Here is a 19,343-nt window from a genome sequence, read left to right as displayed (position 1 = left end):
CACTCGATGAGTGTAATCATCGCCCTGGCGGCCCTCGCGCTGCTGATGCTCGCCGCCTATCGTGGCTATAGCGTTATCCTGTTCGCCCCCATCGCCGCCCTCGGCGCCGTCCTCCTGACTGATCCCTCCGCCGTAGCCCCCGCCTTCACCGGGGTGTTCATGGAGAAAATGGTCGGTTTCATCAAACTGTATTTCCCGGTCTTCCTGCTCGGCGCGGTCTTCGGCAAGCTGATCGAACTGTCCGGCTTCTCCCGTTCGATCGTTGCCGCCGCCATCCGCTTGCTCGGCACCCGCCAGGCCATGCTGGTGATCGTGCTGGTCTGCGCCTTGCTCACCTATGGCGGCGTCTCGCTGTTCGTGGTGGTGTTTGCGGTGTATCCGTTTGCCGCGGAAATGTTCCGTCAGAGCGACATTCCCAAACGGTTGGTCCCGGCGACCATCGCCCTGGGCGCGTTTTCCTTCACCATGGACGCCCTGCCCGGCACGCCGCAGATCCAGAACATCATTCCCTCCACCTTCTTCAATACCACCGCCTGGGCTGCACCCTGGCTGGGGCTGATCGGTTCGATCTTCGTCTTCTGCGCAGGCATACTGTACCTGCAGCGTCAGCGCAACAAAGCCCAGCGCGCCGGTGAGGGCTACGGTACGCAACTGCGCAATGAGCCGGAAACCGCACCTGACCTGAAGCTGCCCAATCCGCTGATTGCCCTGTCGCCATTGTTGCTGGTGGGCATCATGAACCTGCTGTTCACCCACCAGATCCCCCTGTGGTACGGCAAGACCCACACCCTCAGCCTGCCCGGCATGGCCACCCCGGTGCAGACCGAAATCGCCAAGCTCACCGCCATCTGGGCGGTGGAAGCGGCCCTGCTGGTCGGTATCCTCGTGGTCATGCTCTTTGGTTTCAACGCCATTCGCGGCAAGTTGGCCGAAGGCAGCAGGTCCGCCGTGGGCGGTGCCATGCTGGCGGCAATGAATACCGCCTCCGAATATGGCTTTGGCGCGGTGATCGCCTCGTTGCCGGGGTTCCTGGTGCTGGCCGACACGCTGAAAAGCATCCCCAATCCGCTGGTCAATGAAGCCATCACCGTCACCCTGCTGGCCGGCATCACAGGCTCCGCCTCGGGCGGCATGAGCATCGCCCTGGCCGCCATGTCCGACAGCTTCATCGCTGCCGCCCACGCCGCCAACATTCCGCTGGAAGTCCTGCACCGGGTGGCCGCCATGGCCAGTGGCGGCATGGACACACTGCCGCACAATGGCGCGGTGATCACCCTGCTGGCGGTCACCGGATTGACGCACCGCGAGGCGTACAAGGACATTTTCGGCATTACCCTGATCAAGACCCTGGCGGTGTTCGTGGTCATTACCACCTTCTACCTCACCGGCATCGTTTAAGGAGCGCAGCATGAGTCTCAAAGGCAAAACCGCGTTGGTCACAGGATCCACCAGCGGCATCGGCCTGGGCATCGCCCTGAGCCTGGCCCGAGCTGGCGCCGATCTGATTCTCAATGGTTTCGGCGACGCCAGCGCCGCCGTCGCCGAGGTCGCCGCATTCGGCGGCAAAGTCGGCCATCACCCGGCCGATATCAGCGATGTGCAGCAAATCGCCGACCTGTTTGCCTATGCCGAACGCGAGTTCGGCGGAGTCGATATCCTGGTCAACAATGCCGGTATCCAGCATGTGGCGGCGGTGGAGGAATTTCCGGTCGAGCGCTGGGACGCGATCATTGCCATCAACCTGTCGGCCGTGTTCCACAGCACCCGCCTGGCCTTGCCCGGGATGCGCCTGCGTGGCTGGGGCAGGATTGTCAACATCGCCTCGGTGCACGGCCAGGTCGGCTCGGTCGGCAAGGCAGCCTATGTGGCGGCCAAGCACGGGGTGGTCGGCCTGACCAAGGTCGTCGGCCTGGAAACCGCCACCAGTAACGTGACGTGCAACGCCATCTGCCCGGGCTGGGTCCTGACCCCGCTGGTGCAAAAGCAGATCGACGACCGTGCCGCCAGAGGGGTCGACCCAAAGCAGGCACAGCACGATCTACTGGCGGAAAAGCAACCGTCGCTGGCCTTCGTCACTCCCGCGCATCTGGGCGAACTGGTATTGTTTCTATGTAGCGAAGCCGGCAGCCAGGTACGCGGCGCAGCCTGGAACATCGACGGCGGCTGGCTGGCGCAGTGATGGAGGCTGACATGGCAAAGCTACTCTGGCGACCCGATCCTGCACGCATCCGCGCCTCACGAATGGATGCGTTCCGGCGCTCGATCAATCAGCGCCATGACCTGGACCTGGCCGACTACCCCGCCCTGCACCGCTGGAGCATCGACCAGCGCGAAGCATTTTGGCAGGCCATCGTCGACACCTTCGATGTCACCTGGCACACCCCGCCCTCCACCGTGCTCATCGACGGCCCGTACATGCCCGATGCACGCTGGTTCGACGGCGCTACCCTGAACTTCGCCGAGCACCTGCTGCGCCGTCGCGACCATCACCCGGCGCTGGTCTCTGTGCGGGAGGATGGCCTGCGTGAACAGCTGACCTTTGCCGAACTCGCCGCCCATGTCGCCGGCCTGCAACAAAGCCTGCGCGCGGTCGGTGTGGGCCCGGGCGACAGGGTCGCGGCCTGCCTGCCCAACACCTGGCAAACGGTGGTGGCCATGCTCGCGACCACCAGCCTGGGCGCGATCTGGTCCTGCTCGTCACCCGAGTTCGGCACCCACGGTATCATCGACCGCTTCGGCCAGATCGAGCCCAAGGTGCTGATCGTCTGCGCCGGCTATGCCTATGCCGGCAAGGACATCGATCAGACCGACAAGGTCAACGAAGTGCTGGCCCAACTGCCGACGCTCAAGCAATTGGTGGTCGTGCCATATACCCGGCCACAGGCACGCAGCGCAGACTTCAAGAGTACTGCGCCGGTCTGCCTGTGGGACGACTTCTACCAGAGCGACGGCGAACCGGAGTTCACCCCGGTGCCCTTCGCCCATCCCCTGTATATCCTTTATTCCAGCGGCACCACCGGCGTGCCCAAGTGCATCGTCCACACCGCCGGCGGCGTGTTGCTGCAACACTTCAAGGAACACGGACTGCACGCCGACCTGGGCGCCGAGGACTGCCTGTTCTACTACACCACCTGCGGCTGGATGATGTGGAATTGGCAGGCCAGCGGCCTGGCCCTGGGCGCGACGCTGGTGCTGTATGACGGCTCGCCCTTCCATCCTGGCCCGCAGCGCCTGCTGGACCTGATCGACAATGAAGGCATCAGTGTCTTCGGCGCCAGCGCCAAGTACCTCGCGGCGCTGGAAAAAGCCGGTGAGCAACCGCGCCTCAGTCACCGCCTGGAGCGCCTCAAGGTCCTGTTGTCGACCGGCTCGCCTCTGTCGCCTGAGAGTTACGACTACGTTTACCGCGAGATCAAGGCCGACCTGTGTCTGTCATCGATTTCCGGCGGGACCGACATCATTTCCTGCTTCGTGCTCGGCAACCCGGTATTGCCGGTGCACCGGGGCGAGATCCAGTGCAAGGGCCTGGGCATGGCCGTGGAGGTCTGGAATGACGCCGGCCAGCCGGTGATCGGCGAGAAAGGCGAACTGGTCTGCACCCGGTCCTTCCCGGCCATCCCCCTGGGGTTCTGGAACGACCCCGACGGCGAACGCTTCAGGGCTGCCTACTTCGAGCAATTCCCCGGGGTCTGGGCCCACGGCGATTATGCCGAGCAGACCGCCCATGGCAGCATGCTCATTCATGGCCGCTCCGACGCGGTGCTCAACCCCGGCGGCGTGCGCATCGGCACGGCGGAGATCTATCGCCAGGTGGAAAAGATCGAGCAGGTACTGGAATGCGTTGCCATCGGCCAGCAATGGCAGAACGACGTACGGGTCGTGCTGTTCGTGCGCCTGCGTGAAGGCATCACGCTGGACGATGCCCTGCAGGAGCGCATCCGCCACGTGATCCGCGCCAACACCACGCCGCGTCATGTGCCAGCGAAGATCCTCGCGGTCAACGATATCCCGCGCACCATCAGCGGCAAGATCGTTGAATTGGCGGTGCGCAACATGGTCCACGGCCTGCCCGTGAAAAACACCGATGCCCTGGCCAACCCCGAAGCGCTGGAGCAATTTCGTGACCGTGCGGAACTTGCCACATAATCAATCCATGCCTGCGGGCCGATCATGGGGCATAATCGCCGGCTTTTTTACTGCAGCACTCTGCAAGGCAGTCGCGACATGAAAGCACAAGCTCGCCATATTCTGGTGAAAACAGCCGAAGAAGCCGAACAACTCAAGCAACGCATCGCCAAGGGCGAAGCCTTCGATGTGCTGGCCAAGAAGTACTCCACCTGCCCGTCGGGCAAGCGCGGCGGCGACCTGGGCGAAGTCCGTCCAGGACAAATGGTTGGCGCCATCGACCAGGTGATCTTCAAAAAGCCCCTGCGTACGGTGCACGGCCCGATCAAGAGCAAGTTCGGCTATCACCTGGTCCAGGTGTTTTACCGGGACTAGGGCGTGTCATCAACCATTTCCTGGCTTGCGTTGTCGCCTGAGCGCGTGCCAGGCAAGGCGCAGTCCGCAGCCAATGGTCACTCCATTGGCAAGGGCTGCAACGCCGCATGGCGCGCGCTCAGGCACAACCCGGAGGGCCGGGCCTGTTTTTGCGCAGGGCTGCGTTACTCGTCGTTCATTTGGAATGACCAAACTTCTCTCCTCGCGCCTTGCCCTGCGCAAAAACAGGCGCCGGCGCAAGCCAGGAAATGGTTGATGACACGCCCTAAAAGGTTGTCGGCATGTTCTCGATCACCCTTAGCTGCTCATCGACCAGGCACACCGTGCGCCACTTGTCGAAGGTCAGGCAAGGATGCGAAGTGCCGAACGAGACAATGTCACCGATGTGCAATTCGCACCCCGCCGGGACCTGCATGAAGGCATGCTGGTCCATCAGCCGGGTCACCCGACAGGCACTGACATCCTCGCCGACGGCCGGCTCGACACCTGCTCGATAGCGCTTGAGTGGCACCGGCAGCCCGGCATCGTAGGCCACGTCGCGCTTGCCCAGTGCCACCACGGCAAAGCCTGGTTCAGGCATCGACTGTACATGGGCCCAGACCTCCAGCGCCGGGCGCAGGCCCTCGACCAGGTCGCCATGACGCTCGAGCACACCGTGTTGGGCATCCTGGTAGATGCCATGGTCATGCACCACGTAACAGCCCGGCCGCAGCACTCCGAGAAAGCGATCCCGCACCGCGCGCGCGGCGAAGGCCTCGGCAATCAAGTCATACCAGGCCGAGCCCGAGGCGGTGATGATCGGCTGGTCCAGGGCGAACGCGTGCTGGTGCTGCAACTGCACCGCCAGGTCCACCAGCGAGGCGGCATAGACACGGACATTGTCTTCGATGTGTTCGCCGTGAATCACGCCCTCGTAGCCTTCAATGCCGGTCAGGGCCAACGCCGGTTGCGCGGCAATCGCAGCCGCCAGTTCGCGCACCTGCTGCTCGGTGCGGCAACCGCAGCGGCCACCGGGCACACCGTACTCGATCATCACATTCAGGCGCAGGCCGCGCGCCTCGAAAAACCGGCCCAGTGCTGCGACGTTGTCCGGGTGATCGACCAGGCAATGGAAGTCGAACAGCGGATCGACCAGCAACTCGGCGATCAGGGCCATGTTGGGCATACCGACCAACTGGTTGGCCATCAGCACCCGGCGCACGCCATGGGCATAGGCGGCGTGGGTCTGCACGGCGGTGGCCAGGGTAATGGCCCAGGCTCCCTGTTCGAGCTGACGCTGGAACAAAGCCGGCGTCATGCTGGTCTTACCGTGTGGCGCCAGTTGGGCACCGGTTTTCTGAACGAAGTTCTGCATCCAGTGAATGTTGTGCTCCAGCGCCGGGCGATGAATCACCAGCGCCGGCAGACTGACATCGCTGACCAGGCTGGCGCCGGGCGCGGCCCAGCCCTTCTCCTGGTGGCTGTTGATACTCATCGGGAGCTCTCCTGAAGATCATTAGGATAGTAATAGACTGATCGCCACTCATCATCGACATTACGCTTGAAATTCATTCAACGCCCTGCAAGGAGGCAACATGCGCATTTCAATTCTCACCACCCTCGCCCTGTCATTGACCGCACTGGGCTCACAGGCCTTTGCGGCCAATCTCAAGGATGTGGCGCCCTACCCTGAAGCCGAAGCCGGCTTCACGCGACAAGTGATCCACTTGCCCGCGCAAACCGATGAAAACAATTACCAGGTCGAAATCGTCGCCGGCAAGCAACTGGACGTCGACTGCAACCGCCAGCGACTCGGCGGCACGCTCGACGAGAAGACGCTGCAGGGCTGGGGTTACAGCTACTATCGGCTTGAAGCCGTGAAAGGACCGATGTCCACCTTGATGGCCTGCCCGGACAGCAAGAAAACCATGGCCTTCGTGCCAGTGGTCGGGGAAGGCTTCATGCTGCGCTACAACAGCAAGCTGCCGATCGTGGTGTATGCACCCAAGGGGGTGGAAGTAAATTATCGGGTCTGGTCGGCGGGTGAGCAGCTCAGCAAGGCAAAAGAGGAGTAACAGTTAGTTCTCGTTCCCACGCTCCGCGTGGGAATGCAGTGCCAGACGCTCCAGCGTCCGCGACGCGGAGCGTCACAGGGGGCGTTCCCACGCAGAGCGAGGGAACGAGGGCTAGCGTGGGAGCGAGGACCAACTAAAGGCTATCGCCGACGCGATTGGCCTTGACCAGATGGGTATGCGCCAGGTCATGGCGCAAGCCGGTAATCAGATTGGAGATCGCACGGCTGCTGTTGAGCCGTTCAGCGCAAATTCCCGTGACCAGCAGATCGACCCGCTCACTGGTCCGGTCGAATACCCGCACCGTCAACGAACGGTCCTGCGCCAGCGTGCATTGGCAACGCATGGGCAAAAAGCTGCTTTCGATGATGTTGCGCAATTCCAGGGTTGAAAGCATGTACGCTTCTCCTTTTTATTGGTCGGCATCAATTGCAAACGTGCATTGCGGATCCAGATTCAGACTAGGCCGCTTTGCGCAGATCCACATAAATTATTTTTCCCAGCCCCCGCCACCGACGGTAAATTGAAACTTTGCCCCCGCGCTCGCAGTCACCTGCTCATGAGCAATCGAGGGCGACAGCGATGGCACGTGCAATCTGGAAAGGCGCGATCAGTTTCGGACTGGTCCATATCCCCGTAGCGCTGGTCTCGGCGACCTCTTCCCAGGGCGTCGATTTCGACTGGCTGGACAAGCGCAGCATGGACCCGGTCGGTTACAAACGCGTGAACAAGGTCACGGGCAAGGAGGTCGACAGCGAACACATCGTCAAGGGCGTGCAGTACGAGAAAGGCCGCTATGTCGTACTCAGCGAAGACGAGATCCGCTCGGCCCATCCGAAGTCGACCCAGACCATCGAGATTTTCTCGTTCGTCGACAGCTCGAAAATACCCCTGCCGAACATCGACACCCCCTACTACCTCGCCCCTGACCGGCGCGGCGGCAAAGTCTATGCACTGCTGCGCGAAGCCTTGCGCCAGACCGACAAGGTTGCGCTGGCACGGGTAGTCCTGCATACCCGGCAGTACCTTACGGCCTTGATGCCGCTGGAGGATGCCCTGGTGCTGGTCAAGCTGCGCTGGCCGGCGCAAGTACGCAGCCTGGAGAGCCTGGAGCTGGACAGCGAGGTCAAGAAGCCAAGCCTGTCCAAACCGGAACTGGACATGGCCAAGCGCCTGATCGACGACATGAGTGCGGACTGGCAACCGGCAGACTATCTCGACACCTTCGAAGAACAGATCATGGCGCTGGTCGACAAGAAGGCCCATGAAGGCAAGATCGAAGATGTCGAGACCATCGAAGGCCAGGAGCAGCGCCAGAGCGCCGACGTCATCGACCTTACCGAGTTGCTCAAACGCAGCCTGGCTGGCCGATCGACGAGCAAACGCGCAACCGCCGAAAAGCCCGCCAGGACACCGGCAAAGGCCGAGAAAAAGCCAGCTGCACCACGCAAGACGCGCAAGGCCTCATGATGTGCGCGTGCCAGGTAACCGATCATGAGCGAGTACACCCGCAAGCGTAATTTCGAGATCACCGACGAACCGCCCGAACATCCCGTCAAGCGTGGCGGCAAAAAGGCGCCGGCGTCCCTGCAATTCGTGGTGCAGAGCGGTGCGCAAGTCGCGATGAAGAAGCCGCCAGTCAGCCCGCGGACAACTGAAACCAAAGCCCGCGCAACAGATGCCCGCTTCCCTGATGCACTGGCACCTGAATTGGCCACGCTGGTCGACAAGGCGCCGGCCGGCGATTGGCGCTATGAAATCAAGTTCGACGGTTATCGCCTGCTCACCCGCATCCATGCTGGCGAAGTGCGCCTGTTCACCCGCAACGGCCATGACTGGACCGACAAATTGCCGCGCCAGGCCAAGGCCATCGACGCGCTGAAGCTCGACGACAGCTGGCTCGATGGCGAAATCGTCGTGCTCGACGAAGCCGGCCTGCCCGACTTCCAGGCACTGCAGAACGCCTTCGAGCTGGGCCGCAGCCTGGACATGATCTATTACCTGTTCGACCTGCCGTTTTGCCAGGGCGAAGACTTGCGCCAGCAGCCGGTAGAAGACCGGCGTGCGCGCCTGAAGAAAATACTAGGCGCACACAAGCACAAGCTCCTGCGCTTTTCCGATGCCTTCAACGCCAGGCAACAGGATATCCTCCAGAGCGTCTGCGCCATGAAACTCGAAGGCGTTATCGGCAAGCGTGCAGGCAGCCCCTATCGAAGCCAGCGCAGTACCGACTGGATCAAGCTCAAGTGCCAACTGCGCCAGGAGTTCGTGGTGGTCGGCTATACCGCGCCGCAAGGCAGTCGCAGTGGCTTCGGCGCGCTGTTGCTGGCGGTGCATGAACGCAAGCAGTTGCGCTATGCCGGACGGGTGGGTACGGGCTTCGACCAGACGACGCTGGATGATCTGTCAGCGCGCCTGAAAGCATTGCATGTCGATGCTTCGCCCCTGGACAAGCCTTTGAGCAGCAGCCAACGCCGTGGAGTGCAATGGGTCGAACCGCATCTGGTGGCCGAAGTCGAGTTCGCCCAATGGACCCGCGAAGGCATCGTGCGTCACGCCTCTTTCGTCGCCCTGCGCAGTGACAAGCCAGCCGCCGAGATCGTTCATGAGCGGCCATTGAAGGCCGAACGCCCTGCCCCCGGTAAAAAATCGGCGATCCGCCCACTGGTGGACAAGGTGCCGATCAGCCACCCCGAACGCGTCATCGATGCCGCAAGCGGTACCCAGAAACTGCAATTGGCGCAATTCTACGGCCAGATCGCAGAATGGATCCTGCCTTACCTGAAGAACCGTCCAGTGGCCCTGCTACGCGCACCGGAGGGTATCGATGGCGAGCAGTTTTTCCAGAAACACGCCGAGCGCCTGGCCATCCCTCATATCAAGCAGCTCGACCCCAAACTGGACCCCGGGCATGCCCGCCTGCTGGAAATCGACTCCGAACAGGCGCTGATCGGCGCGGTGCAAATGGGCACGGTCGAATTTCACACCTGGGGCTCGACCAGCAACCGCATCGATACCCCGGACCACTTCGTTCTTGACCTGGACCCGGACCCTGCCCTGCCCTGGCGCAGCATGCTCGAAGCGACTCGGCTGACCCTGTCGGTGCTGGATGAACTGGGCCTGGATGCCTACCTCAAGACCAGTGGCGGCAAGGGCATGCACATCATCGTACCCCTGGCCCGGCACGCCGACTGGGATACGGTCAAAGCCTTCGCCAAGGCCATCGCCCAATTCATGACGCAGCAATTACCGGAGCGTTTTACGGCGACTTCGGGCCCGAAAAATCGCGTTGGCAAGATTTTTGTCGACTATTTGCGCAATGGGCGCGGAGCCAGCACCGTGACAGCCTATTCGGTCAGGGCACGCCCCGGACTGCCCGTGTCGGTGCCCATCGCGCGCGATGAACTTGAACGCCTCAGTGGCGCACAGCAGTGGAATGTCGGCAACTTGCTCGAACGACTGCAAGCGCTCAAGGCCGATCCCTGGCAGGGCTATGCCAACCGTCAGAGAATCACTCGCCCGATGTGGGAAAAACTGGGAAGCAGTCCTCCGTGACACTTCGGGCGTCGGCCCCTAAGTTTCAAACCTTTTTTACAAGCTAACAACCTGGCAGATCTGTCAGCTTATGCACTTGCGTTGTCGCTGTTAGAAATCCTGCAAATCCCGCTTTCTTCGGGTTTCAAGGATGATAGCGATGGCAAACAACAAGCTGATCCAAATCGGTGCTCTTTCTCTCTTGAGCCTGGCGCTGCAGCAGGCCCAGGCTGCCTGCAGCGTCACCCGCCCGGCGGGTAATAACCATTATTTGTGCGAATCAGGGAACTCTGGCCCATTCAACGATGGGCTGGGTAACAACACGCTGGTCGCCCGCGGCACCAGCAACATCGCGTCCGTTGACTTCGGTGCGGGCGACGACCAGGTCCATATCGCCAGCAATGCGCAGATCGGCGCAATCCGGGAAGGCGATGGCAGCGACTCCTTTTTCATGACGGGAGGGAAAATCGCGTCACTGGACCAAGGTGACGGATTCGACGACTTCTATATCTCCGGTGGCACCATCGTCGGCGCATTTGTATCCGGCGACCGGGCGAAAGTGAGCGGGGGCACCATCGGTCGGGTCGACATGAAACTCGATGACAACATCTTCGAGATGTCTGGCGGGCTGATCATCGGCAACCTGGTCACAGGACTCGGTGCCGACACCATCAAAATCGAAGGTGGCAGAATCGGCGGCAATGTCAGTACCAGCGGCGGCCCCGACAAAATTACCGTCACCGATGGCGAAATCGATGGGGAAATCCGCGCCAGCGAGGGGGATGACCGTTTCGAATGGAATGAAAACGGTGTCATCAAGTCGGCCATTCTGATGGGCAACGGCAATGACACCGCGTTGATCACCCACCTGACTGAAAGTCAGATTTCTTCCACTCCCACTGTGGATGGGGGGCTGGGCAACGACCAACTGACAATCGAGCGCAGCACCTCCGATTCAGCGGGCCGCTATACTGGCTGGGAAACAGTCAACCTGACCCGCCGTTCGAAACTCAACTTGGCCGACGATTTTGTCCTGGGCGACAGCATTAGCGGCACAGGCACCTTCAACATCGATCGGAGCAGTACTCTGGCCGTCACCCAAGGCACGATCCGGCCCCATACCGCAGGCCAGTTGGTGACCCTGAACAATGCCGGGACCATCGACATGACCACCGGCAGCAGCGCCGCCACCGACTCACTGACCGTGCATGGCAATTATACCGGCAGCGGCGGCCAACTCTGGCTGCAAACCGTTCTGGGCGACGACAGTTCCAGGACCGACAAACTGGTGGTCGACCAGGGCAATATCAGCGGTAACACGCAGATCACCGTCAGCAACCTCAATGGTCCGGGGGCCGCGACCCTGAACAATGGCATCGAGGTTGTACAGGCTCGCAATGGTGCCGTCAGCAGCGCCGATGCGTTCTCGCTCAAAGGCGGTTCGCTTTCGGCCGGGGCCTACCAGTACGTCTTGTTCAAGGGTGGTCGCAGCGCAGGATCGGAAAACAGCTGGTTCCTGCGCAACAGTGTCGTCGCCCCCGCGCCTCGGGCTCCGGTCGATCCCGTACAGCCACCTGTGACCACACCTGTGGAGATCCCCGCCGAGATCTTGCCAACCCCTGCCATGGACTCGCCGCCATTGCCGCCGGCTGTGGTGGGTGCAGACCCTATCCCGCTCTACCGCCTCGAAGTGCCGGTCTACTCGGTCGTGGTACCTGCCGCCCAACTGATGCTCATGAACTTCCTCGCCACCTTCCACGATCGTCAGGGCGAGCAGAGCCTGCTGACTGAAACCGGGTTCGTACCGGCCGGCTGGGGCCGGGTCTACGGCAGTGAGCTGCGCAAAAGCTGGACCGGCGCCGCCTCTCCACGCCTTGACGGTTCGGACCAGGGCTTCCAGGTCGGCCATGACGGGTTTGCCTCGCAAACCAGCGACGGGCTCTATCAACGGGCCGGGATGTTCGTCGGCAAGAGCCGCCTGCGCGGGGACGTCGATGGCTTCGCCGGAGGATTCGAGAATACCCGGGCCGGTAAAACAAAGCTCAATGGCGAGCATATCGGCGCCTACTGGACAATCTCCGAGCCCCAGGGCTGGTACATCGATCTGGTGGCCATGTATTCATGGCTGGACGGGGACAGTCGCTCCGAACGTGGCGTCAAGCTCGATACCAAAGGCCACGGCCGCACCCTTTCGGCCGAGGGTGGTTATCCGATCAAGGTGTCCGACAACTGGGCCGTCGAGCCACAGGTGCAGATCATCAACCAGCAGATCCGCCTGGACGGCCAGAACGACGGGATTTCCGACGTCTCCTTCGACTCCCAGGACTCAACTACCGCCCGGCTCGGCGCTCGTTTGAAAGGACGCTATCAGATTCGGAACATTCCGGTGGAGCCTTACTTGCGAGCCAATGCCTGGCGAACATTCGGTGGCTATGACACGGTGACCTACAACGCTTTCGACAGCATCAAGACCGAGCACAAGTCCTCCTCGGCCGACATTGGCTTCGGTGTAGTCGCCCAATTGTCAAAATCAGTCAGTACCTATGTCAGCCTTGACTACAAGACCAACCTGGACACTAACAATCAGGAAGGGATCGCCAGCAACGCGGGCGTACGCATCAGCTGGTAAAAGGCACGGCCTCGAGGGTATGCAGATCCAGCACGGTGAAATACCCCGAGGCCCATCCCGCCGTGTCGATATGGTAGACATTGCCCAGCACCGCCACCTGCCGCAAGGGGGTGTGCCCCACGATCAGGGCTCGCACCCCTTCGACGCCGTCCGTTCGCTCTTGCTGCAAGCGCCTTCTTGACCACTGACAGACTTCCTGCACCGCCGTCAGCATGCTACCGCCCTCGACCAGGATTTCGCGCAAGGGCGCCCAACTCGAGAACGGACAGTCGGCATGCACCAGCGCAACCACGCCGCCTGGAGTCTCCAGCTCGATCGCCAGGGGCATGCGATCGAAACGGCTGGCGAACACCTCCTGCTCCTGTCGCGGCAAGTCCAGGAACCAGCCACCCCCACTGGCACGGTACATCGAGTAATCCAGATAACCACCGCACACATGGGCTATGGCCAAGGCTTCGTGATTGCCTTGCACGGCGTAAAACCAGGGCTTATCCAACCATTCGAGGGATCGCTCGCTTTCCGGGCCGCGGTCGACCAGGTCGCCGACACTGAACAGGCGATCACAGGACGCATCGAACCCCACCCCATCGAGGGCGAATTGCAGCCGCGTGAAATGGCCATGGATATCTCCCACGGCGAAATCGCGCCCTGCACTATTGGCTGAAAGGTGAAGCAGTCTGCTCATGCTGAAACCAGTACCAGGGGCGTAGAATAACTATAGTGCGGCAGCCAGCCCAACGCGTGGACGGGAGGTGAAACGTGCGTGTGATAGTGTCAATTGCCACACTGGCAGCACTGACGTTGTTGATCTGCAGCCAGTCTTTGGCGGCCACCACCAAAGTGGTGGATATCAGCTACAAGCACCCTGAATCCTTTAGCGATGCCAGCTTGAACGCCAACGGTTACGAGCGCGGTGCCGATGACTATGTCATGAACAGCCTGAGCAGCTATATGGAGCGCCTCGGCGCGCGCTACCTCAAGCCCGGCCAGCAATTGCAGATCGAAGTCGACGATATCGACCTCGCCGGCCGCTACGAACCCTGGCGCCCCAATGCCAGCCAGGTCCGCTTCATGCGCGATATCACGTGGCCAATCATCAACCCGCATTATGTGCTCAAACAGGATGGCCGGGTACTCAGCCAGGACGATGCACGGGTAATGGACCAGCTCTACCTGCAACGCCCCGGCCGTGCGGGAAGCAACGACCGGTTATATGCTGAAAAGGCCATGCTCGACGACTGGTTCCGGACGAAATTCGCCCACCCGCAGTAGCCGGCCGTCTTCCGCGACTCACTCAGACACCGGGAGACCCCATGAACAAGCAACTTCTCGCAACCTGTATTGTGCTGGCGACGCTGGGTGGTTGCGCCGACCCTCTCTACGACACCTATCGGGACCAGCCACTGGTCGCAAAAGTCGACAAAGGCATGAGCAAGCAACAGGTCCTCAGTATCGCTGGCCAGCCTGCATCCCAGAGCACCCGCACGGAACGCCCCGGCTCCTGCCTCGATTACCGCTTGACCCATGCCAACCAGCAGCAGCCCTATGCCGTCAGCTTCGATGCAGCTGACAAGGTGGATCACACCGGCTTCATGACTTGCGCGCAATGGAGCGCCAAGCAACGCGATGACAAGGAGTCCATTACCAGCGGAGGTGGCGGCGGTTACTGACGATCCTTCCTCGAAGGCTTGCCGGCAACTGTCAGGGAACGACTCACCCCAGGAGACGCCATGATGAAAAGATTCATAACCTGGTTTTTACTGGCAACTGCCCTGAGTGTTCCGGCTGTCACAGCGCTTGCTGAATCCGTGCCTTATAACGGGTTCCCGGCAACACCCAAGTCGTTCAACATGCCCGGCAGCACAACGGCAACCCCGGATGCACTGCCGGGCCCGGCCAGCGAGGCCATCGACCGCGCCACCACCGTTCATCCGAGCGACAGCAGAAATACCGGCAAGGGTAAAAGCTCGGGAACAGCCATCAATCGAACAATGGGATCCGGAACCGGTGGCACGGGCGACGCAGGTGGTTCGAGTGGTAGCGGTGCGGGGACCGGAGCAGGTTCCAGCGCAGGAGGCGGTGCCAGCGGACAATAACCTGGATAATTTTAACCATTAGTAACAAAAATTACCGAACTATTGATGTACCCTGCTGTCGCGCGATCATCGGTTTCACCCCACCCAACACAACCGCAAGGAAGCCATCATGAAGAAGATTGTGTTTTTGTCCTGCATCCTGTCCTTGAATGCAACTTCAGCAATGGCAGATGCCCTGCAAATCTCATCTGAACAAGATGATGCCACCTATTCAATCGTTGCTATTGCCGGGGACAGTGCCGATAGAACGGTGGTTACCAAGCGGGTAGGAACCAGCGGTGCCAGCTATGCCAAGCGCGCGTTCAACTGCGGCGACCACACGGTGCTATTTCTTGGATCGGGTAAAACAATGGAGGACCTGGTCTCAGCAAAGCCGGATCCCGAGACAACCCCCATTTTCAAAGGCTCCCTATCAGCGAGTATCGCCGAAGTCGCTTGCAAGGCCTCTGATCCGTCTGGTTTAGCGTTGCAGAACTAGAGGTATAGGCGCTTGGGCCAATTTATGCGAAATGGAGCGTTTTGGAGAGGCTAAAACCCCCGTAAACACTGCGCATCGCTTCCGCTGCATTTCAGGTGCGAGCTCAGACTCAGGCGCAGCGGACACCTGATTTTCGCTAAAGCATTTAGATCTGTCGCCGATATGCTACTTAGGTAAAAACACTGTATAGGAGAGGTTGGCATGGATGTGAACGTTTACGACGTTGACTCGGTTTCCGACGAGCAAATTAAGCAGAAGCTCAAGAACCATGAGAGTTTTGTCTTGGAATGCCCGGACCACCTGAAAACCAGCGCAGCGGTCAAAACGCTTGAAAAGCTGGTTGAGTCCCAAGGAATGAAATGCCGCGTCTACACAATAGGTCGGGTTGCTGCGATGGGAGCCGCCGCATGGACAGGCTGGGGGACAGTCATTGCGGCCGGGGCAGGCATAGCAATCGCTGCGCACAATATCGCTACGTGGTCGCCTGACTACGAAATTGGCACGCTCCCCTTGGGCACAAAAATTTCCGTCGACTATAAAAAGTAAATCGTAAGGCTCGCAATTATTTACAATTGCCAGCCTTTTTACTGCGCTTCCCTTGGCGTTCTGCCCGATCCCTTCCTTTTTATAGCCCCCACAACCCCCTACTCAGCCCGACACCATCACGACTGCGCAGAGAGGCAGCCGTCGATATCCTCCACGCCGCTCAGCACGAAACCACCGGTCGACATGCTGGCCAGCGTGGTATCAAGCAACGGGTTGATCGGATCAGGATCGAGCGGCAATGCGGGCCGCACCCTGGCTACATTCGCCTTGCGACTCAGCACTCGGCAATCAAGCTCCTGCACACGCAGGTCGCTCCTCAATGGCTCGATGGCTCGATGGCTCGATGGCTCGATGGCTCGATGGCTCGATGGCTCGATGGCGAGGATGTCCTTTTGCGGCCTGGCTACGCCCTTGAGCCTCGTTTGGTGATCAGGAGATACATCCCGCCGCCGCAAACTGTATGTAAAAACAGTTTCAAATGGGTACATTAAACTGGGTAGTACGCTTTTTACCGCTCGGATTGTCTACGAACTATCGAAATAGGTAACCATTCGAAACAAAACCGAACTTTTGATGTAACATGCTGTCCCGCAATTATCACTAGCACCACCGCAAGGAAGCCACCATGAAGAAACTTGTGTTTTTGTCCTGCCTCCTATCTTTGAATGCGACTTCAGCATTGGCCGATGCCCCGCAAATATCATCTGACCTGGATGATGCCACCTTTTCAATCGTTTCTATGACCGGGGACAGCGCCGATAGAACGGTGGTTACCAAGCGGGTAGGAGTCATCGGTACCAGCTATGCTAAGCGCGTGTTGAATTGCGCCGATCGCACTGTGCGATTTCTTGGATCGGCCAACATAGTGGAAGACTTGGCCTCGGCAAAACAGGATCGCGAGTCGACCCCCATTTACAAAGGCTCCCTATCAGAGACTATCGCCGAGGTAGCATGCGAGGCTTCCGATAACGATGCGCCTGTTTTGGCATCGCAGGGCTCGTAACTATCACTTCGAACAAACATCCCTGACACATGCCTGCAGCGCTATCAAGGCTGATTGGTCGGCGATGACTCCTGTTCTGAAATCGAAAACAGTCCGTCCAGCAGCTGCAGAGAGTTCGATGTCGCCTGCATTGCCCAATCTGGCGGCGCTGGCGGTACCGGGCACGTTGCTACCACCGGCACGACAACTTCCCGCGATGCGCAGCCGGAGCCGGCGAGCGCCATCAGCGACAGCACGGCGCAGAGTTTCATTTTCAGCGAGTGCATTGGCTTTCTCCATAGTGGTTTTACTGTCGAGATAGGCCAAGGCCTGCTCGGCGGTCTGCTGCTTCTCCAGCGCTTGGCGGGACTGAGTAGCACCAGCATTGGCAATTGCAGTAAGGTCGGCTTGATGCGTAGATTCCTGGCTGGTCAGCTTGGCGGCGTAGCTGTTGGCCTGCCAGCGCCAGGCGACCGCCCCGCTGCCAGCCATCAGCAGCAGGACAACAGCGAACGCTGCGACCCACTTCACGGAGCTCATGCCAACACCTGCACCGCGCGATCGCGCAACGCCAAGCGCTCAGCCTGGTCATTGAGCCCGCCATTGATCTTGCGGGTAATCATGTCGAACAGCCCGGCATCGGCCAGTTCGTTCAGCCCTTTGACCGACCAGAACCACGCCGCCGACATCGCAGCATGCTCCGGCCGCACGAGTAGTTCAGGCTGCGCAACAAGGTCAAGGCCCAAAGCAGCGCCGGCATTAAGATAGTTGGTCATCCCTGTCACCTGAATCAGCCCCCTGCCCCGGTACCGCCAGCCATCACCGGGCGCGGTGTTGCGCATGCGGGCGTTATGCACGCTCGCGGTACCTCCGCCAGCGGCATAGGCACCGCTATCAGCCTGCACCAGGTCGTTAATTGCATGGGCATCTCCACCGCCACCCTGCACCGGATCGCCAAGAAAGGCGGCTTCTTATTCAAGGTCAGCACGTCAAATCGCGGGCATGACCGTGCCCCCGATCCAGCGCCCTACGCCGCCAAGCTGGAACGGCTCAAAGCATTACGCGATGTGGGCCTGTCTCGCAACCAGGTCGCCAAGCAAATGGACGTCAGCAACGACGTGCTCATCCGCCTGATCGAAACCTACGAAGTCGACTTCCCCATCCGGCAGACGAGGAAGTGAGGTGGATCAATAGAGCCGCCAATCGGCACTGCCGCCAGCACATCGACATCCCACCAAGCGGAACGACGGAGGCCGTGTATGGCTTTGACACAGAGGGAGCGGGACGAGCGCCGGCACGACAAGGCGGCCAGGGCTGCAGGAGGAAGATTTGCGGCTGAAGGTACGGCCGAGTACGAAGCAGGCACTACTGGAGCTGATGGCCTGAGCCGACATCGAGAAACAGGGCGAGGCGATGACACTGATGATTCATCACCTAGACGCGCTGAGCCCGGGCGGAGCGCTGCCGATGCTCACACCACCGCGCCACGAAATTACGATATCACCGTCTGTGGCGCGGAAGCTGGAACTGGCGTACCAGCGTGAATCTCTGCGAATCTGTTTCGACGAACAGTTAACGGTTGCTAATCCTACATCGGCTGAACGTGGTACTTGAGCGTGCGCTCGAGTGTCATGAACTCACCATCACCAACTAAGCCGACTAGTTCATTTTTTGGCATCATAGAGGCAGCCCTGATCGTCGAACTCGTAGACAATCTGACCATCAAGCCTCACGCAACACTCAAAATTGATTGTTCCAACCAGATCTCCGTTTTCCCAAACGACCCTATATCGCCCTTTGCTGTAATCAACAAGCATTCAATTTCTCCTGATCCGCCAAAACGCGGACCGTAAATTGAACATTACCTAAACCCAAATTGCCACCATGCCGCATCCTGCCACGGAGGGCGGCGCCTGTATGGAGAAAGCCGTGAGCTACTTCTACAAGACCGAATCAGCAACCGTCCTGGCCGCCGCGCGCGCCTGTGACAACAAGAAAGCCGCCTGGAACGCCCAACGCGAGATGCAGGGGCAGGCTTTTGGCGGCGCCGCATCGCCGATGTACAGCGGCTCCCGCAACTACGTCGGAGGCATCAAGCTCAGTGCCAACACGAGGCTGGATGTACACTGCAGCCGAGCGGATAAGTACGGCGACCGCGCCCTGCGCCGGGCAGCAAAGCACGTCAACGACAGCGACAAAGAGGTTCGAGCAGCCGAGAAGGTTGAGCACCAGCGATCGCTCGATCTCTGGACCGAGCGCTGCCCGGACGTGATCGACCAGGATCAGATGTGGCAGGCCATCGGCGTGAACACCGGCGGCATCTGGATGACCGGCGGAGTCTGCTTCGAGAGCGGCGGCGTCGTGTGCCTGAACCTCGGCTGCAAGGCGGAAGGCGGAAGACGGCGAAGTGGAAGGCCTGAGCGAAATCCTGGGCAGCGAGTACGAAGCCGCGCGCCAGCAGGTGCTTGAACAGCGCAAAGCGGCCTAACTCTCCGGCGCTACCCGCCAGCACCTTACCGGCGCCCGC

General features: G+C 60.4%; 20 protein-coding genes and 3 pseudogenes. 17 read left to right on the top strand and 6 right to left on the bottom strand.

Translation table 11 applies throughout. From position 1 onward, the window contains the following. Positions 1-6: 6 nt before the first annotated feature. From F2S13_RS15980 to F2S13_RS15965, 4 genes are all read left to right on the top strand, one after another. Positions 7-1,398, top strand: coding sequence for a GntP family permease (locus F2S13_RS15980; protein ID WP_166362451.1), 1,392 nt, complete (start codon positions 7-9; stop codon positions 1,396-1,398). A 10-nt stretch (positions 1,399-1,408) separates the two neighbouring features. Next, a complete protein-coding gene (gene hbdH / locus F2S13_RS15975) occupies positions 1,409-2,179 on the top strand; it encodes a 3-hydroxybutyrate dehydrogenase (protein WP_166362449.1) in 771 nt (256 codons plus the stop codon). A gap of 11 nt (positions 2,180-2,190) precedes the next feature. Beyond that, on the top strand, positions 2,191-4,146 hold the full coding sequence (locus F2S13_RS15970; protein ID WP_166362447.1) for an acetoacetate--CoA ligase: 1,956 nt from the start codon (positions 2,191-2,193) through the stop codon (positions 4,144-4,146). 78 nt (positions 4,147-4,224) lie between these two features. Then, positions 4,225-4,500, top strand: a complete 276-nt coding sequence (locus F2S13_RS15965) for a peptidylprolyl isomerase (protein WP_007932676.1) — start codon at positions 4,225-4,227, stop codon at positions 4,498-4,500. 265 nt (positions 4,501-4,765) lie between these two features. On the opposite strand, the gene F2S13_RS15955 is transcribed toward F2S13_RS15965, so the two are convergent. Further along, positions 4,766-5,974 carry an amino acid deaminase gene (locus F2S13_RS15955; protein ID WP_166362445.1) on the bottom strand — a complete coding sequence of 403 codons (1,209 nt, stop codon included), beginning with the start codon at positions 5,972-5,974 and terminating at the stop codon, positions 4,766-4,768. A gap of 100 nt (positions 5,975-6,074) precedes the next feature. Here F2S13_RS15955 and eco point away from each other — a divergent pair, with 100 nt between their 5' ends. Then, on the top strand, positions 6,075-6,554 hold the full coding sequence (gene eco / locus F2S13_RS15950) for a serine protease inhibitor ecotin (protein WP_166362443.1): 480 nt from the start codon (positions 6,075-6,077) through the stop codon (positions 6,552-6,554). Between the two features lie 133 nt (positions 6,555-6,687). Here eco and F2S13_RS15945 read toward each other — a convergent pair whose 3' ends face one another. After that, positions 6,688-6,948: a DUF1652 domain-containing protein gene (locus F2S13_RS15945; protein WP_166362441.1), complete on the bottom strand. Its 261-nt coding sequence runs from the start codon at positions 6,946-6,948 to the stop codon at positions 6,688-6,690. 185 nt (positions 6,949-7,133) lie between these two features. On the opposite strand from F2S13_RS15945, the gene ku reads away from it, so the two are divergent. The 3 genes and pseudogenes from ku (at position 7,134) to F2S13_RS15930 (ending at position 12,714) form a co-directional block, all read left to right on the top strand. Beyond that, on the top strand, positions 7,134-8,021 hold the full coding sequence (gene ku, locus F2S13_RS15940) for a non-homologous end joining protein Ku (protein ID WP_166362439.1): 888 nt from the start codon (positions 7,134-7,136) through the stop codon (positions 8,019-8,021). A 51-nt stretch (positions 8,022-8,072) separates the two neighbouring features. Then, positions 8,073-10,106: pseudogene (gene ligD / locus F2S13_RS15935) on the top strand (DNA ligase D); the annotation flags it as partial. 139 nt (positions 10,107-10,245) lie between these two features. Further along, positions 10,246-12,714 (top strand): autotransporter family protein, encoded by a 2,469-nt coding sequence (locus tag F2S13_RS15930; protein WP_246237913.1) that lies wholly within the window; start codon positions 10,246-10,248, stop codon positions 12,712-12,714. Here F2S13_RS15930 and F2S13_RS15925 read toward each other — a convergent pair. Then, positions 12,704-13,399, bottom strand: coding sequence for a metallophosphoesterase (locus tag F2S13_RS15925; protein ID WP_166362432.1), 696 nt, complete (start codon positions 13,397-13,399; stop codon positions 12,704-12,706). The two genes, F2S13_RS15930 and F2S13_RS15925, sit on opposite strands and share 11 nt — an antisense overlap. 74 nt (positions 13,400-13,473) lie before the next feature. Here F2S13_RS15925 and F2S13_RS15920 point away from each other — a divergent pair, with 74 nt between their 5' ends. From F2S13_RS15920 to F2S13_RS15900, 5 genes are all read left to right on the top strand, one after another. Then, a complete protein-coding gene (locus F2S13_RS15920) occupies positions 13,474-13,986 on the top strand; it encodes a DUF3016 domain-containing protein (RefSeq protein WP_166362430.1) in 513 nt (170 codons plus the stop codon). 41 nt (positions 13,987-14,027) lie between these two features. Next, positions 14,028-14,384, top strand: a complete 357-nt coding sequence (osmE, locus tag F2S13_RS15915; protein ID WP_166362428.1) for an osmotically-inducible lipoprotein OsmE — start codon at positions 14,028-14,030, stop codon at positions 14,382-14,384. Positions 14,385-14,444: 60 nt separating this feature from the next. Further along, entirely contained in the window at positions 14,445-14,810 is a 366-nt protein-coding gene (locus tag F2S13_RS15910) for a hypothetical protein (RefSeq protein ID WP_166362426.1), read from the top strand. Positions 14,811-14,919: 109 nt separating this feature from the next. Further along, positions 14,920-15,288, top strand: a complete 369-nt coding sequence (locus tag F2S13_RS15905; protein ID WP_166362424.1) for a hypothetical protein — start codon at positions 14,920-14,922, stop codon at positions 15,286-15,288. A gap of 201 nt (positions 15,289-15,489) precedes the next feature. Then, the gene (locus tag F2S13_RS15900; RefSeq protein WP_166362422.1) at positions 15,490-15,834 is read left to right on the top strand and encodes a hypothetical protein; all 345 of its coding nucleotides are present in this window, start codon (positions 15,490-15,492) and stop codon (positions 15,832-15,834) included. Between the two features lie 116 nt (positions 15,835-15,950). Here F2S13_RS15900 and F2S13_RS29250 read toward each other — a convergent pair whose 3' ends face one another. Then, complete coding sequence (locus F2S13_RS29250; RefSeq protein WP_218583958.1) at positions 15,951-16,322, bottom strand: hypothetical protein; 372 nt, start codon at positions 16,320-16,322, stop codon at positions 15,951-15,953. A 137-nt stretch (positions 16,323-16,459) separates the two neighbouring features. On the opposite strand from F2S13_RS29250, the gene F2S13_RS15890 reads away from it, so the two are divergent. After that, on the top strand, positions 16,460-16,837 hold the full coding sequence (locus F2S13_RS15890; protein WP_166362418.1) for a hypothetical protein: 378 nt from the start codon (positions 16,460-16,462) through the stop codon (positions 16,835-16,837). A gap of 3 nt (positions 16,838-16,840) precedes the next feature. On the opposite strand, the gene F2S13_RS29245 is transcribed toward F2S13_RS15890, so the two are convergent. After that, complete coding sequence (locus F2S13_RS29245; protein ID WP_218583957.1) at positions 16,841-17,356, bottom strand: lysis system i-spanin subunit Rz; 516 nt, start codon at positions 17,354-17,356, stop codon at positions 16,841-16,843. Next, positions 17,353-17,751 (bottom strand): annotated as a pseudogene (locus F2S13_RS15880) (glycoside hydrolase family 19 protein); the annotation flags it as partial. The gene F2S13_RS29245 and the pseudogene F2S13_RS15880, both read right to left, overlap by 4 nt. Here F2S13_RS15880 and F2S13_RS15875 point away from each other — a divergent pair. The 3 genes and pseudogenes from F2S13_RS15875 (at position 17,737) to F2S13_RS15870 (ending at position 19,285) form a co-directional block, all read left to right on the top strand. Next, a complete protein-coding gene (locus F2S13_RS15875; protein ID WP_166362412.1) occupies positions 17,737-17,997 on the top strand; it encodes a hypothetical protein in 261 nt (86 codons plus the stop codon). The pseudogene F2S13_RS15880 and the gene F2S13_RS15875 sit on opposite strands and share 15 nt — an antisense overlap. A 78-nt stretch (positions 17,998-18,075) precedes the next feature. Further along, a pseudogene (locus F2S13_RS29445) lies at positions 18,076-18,430 on the top strand (hypothetical protein). A gap of 315 nt (positions 18,431-18,745) precedes the next feature. Beyond that, positions 18,746-19,285, top strand: a complete 540-nt coding sequence (locus F2S13_RS15870; protein WP_246237912.1) for a hypothetical protein — start codon at positions 18,746-18,748, stop codon at positions 19,283-19,285. The last annotated feature ends 58 nt before the right edge of the window (positions 19,286-19,343 follow it).

It is taken from the genome of Pseudomonas akapageensis (assembly GCF_011355085.1).
GTDB lineage: Bacteria > Pseudomonadota > Gammaproteobacteria > Pseudomonadales > Pseudomonadaceae > Aquipseudomonas > Aquipseudomonas akapageensis.
This window is presented reverse-complemented; position numbering and strand designations above follow the sequence as displayed.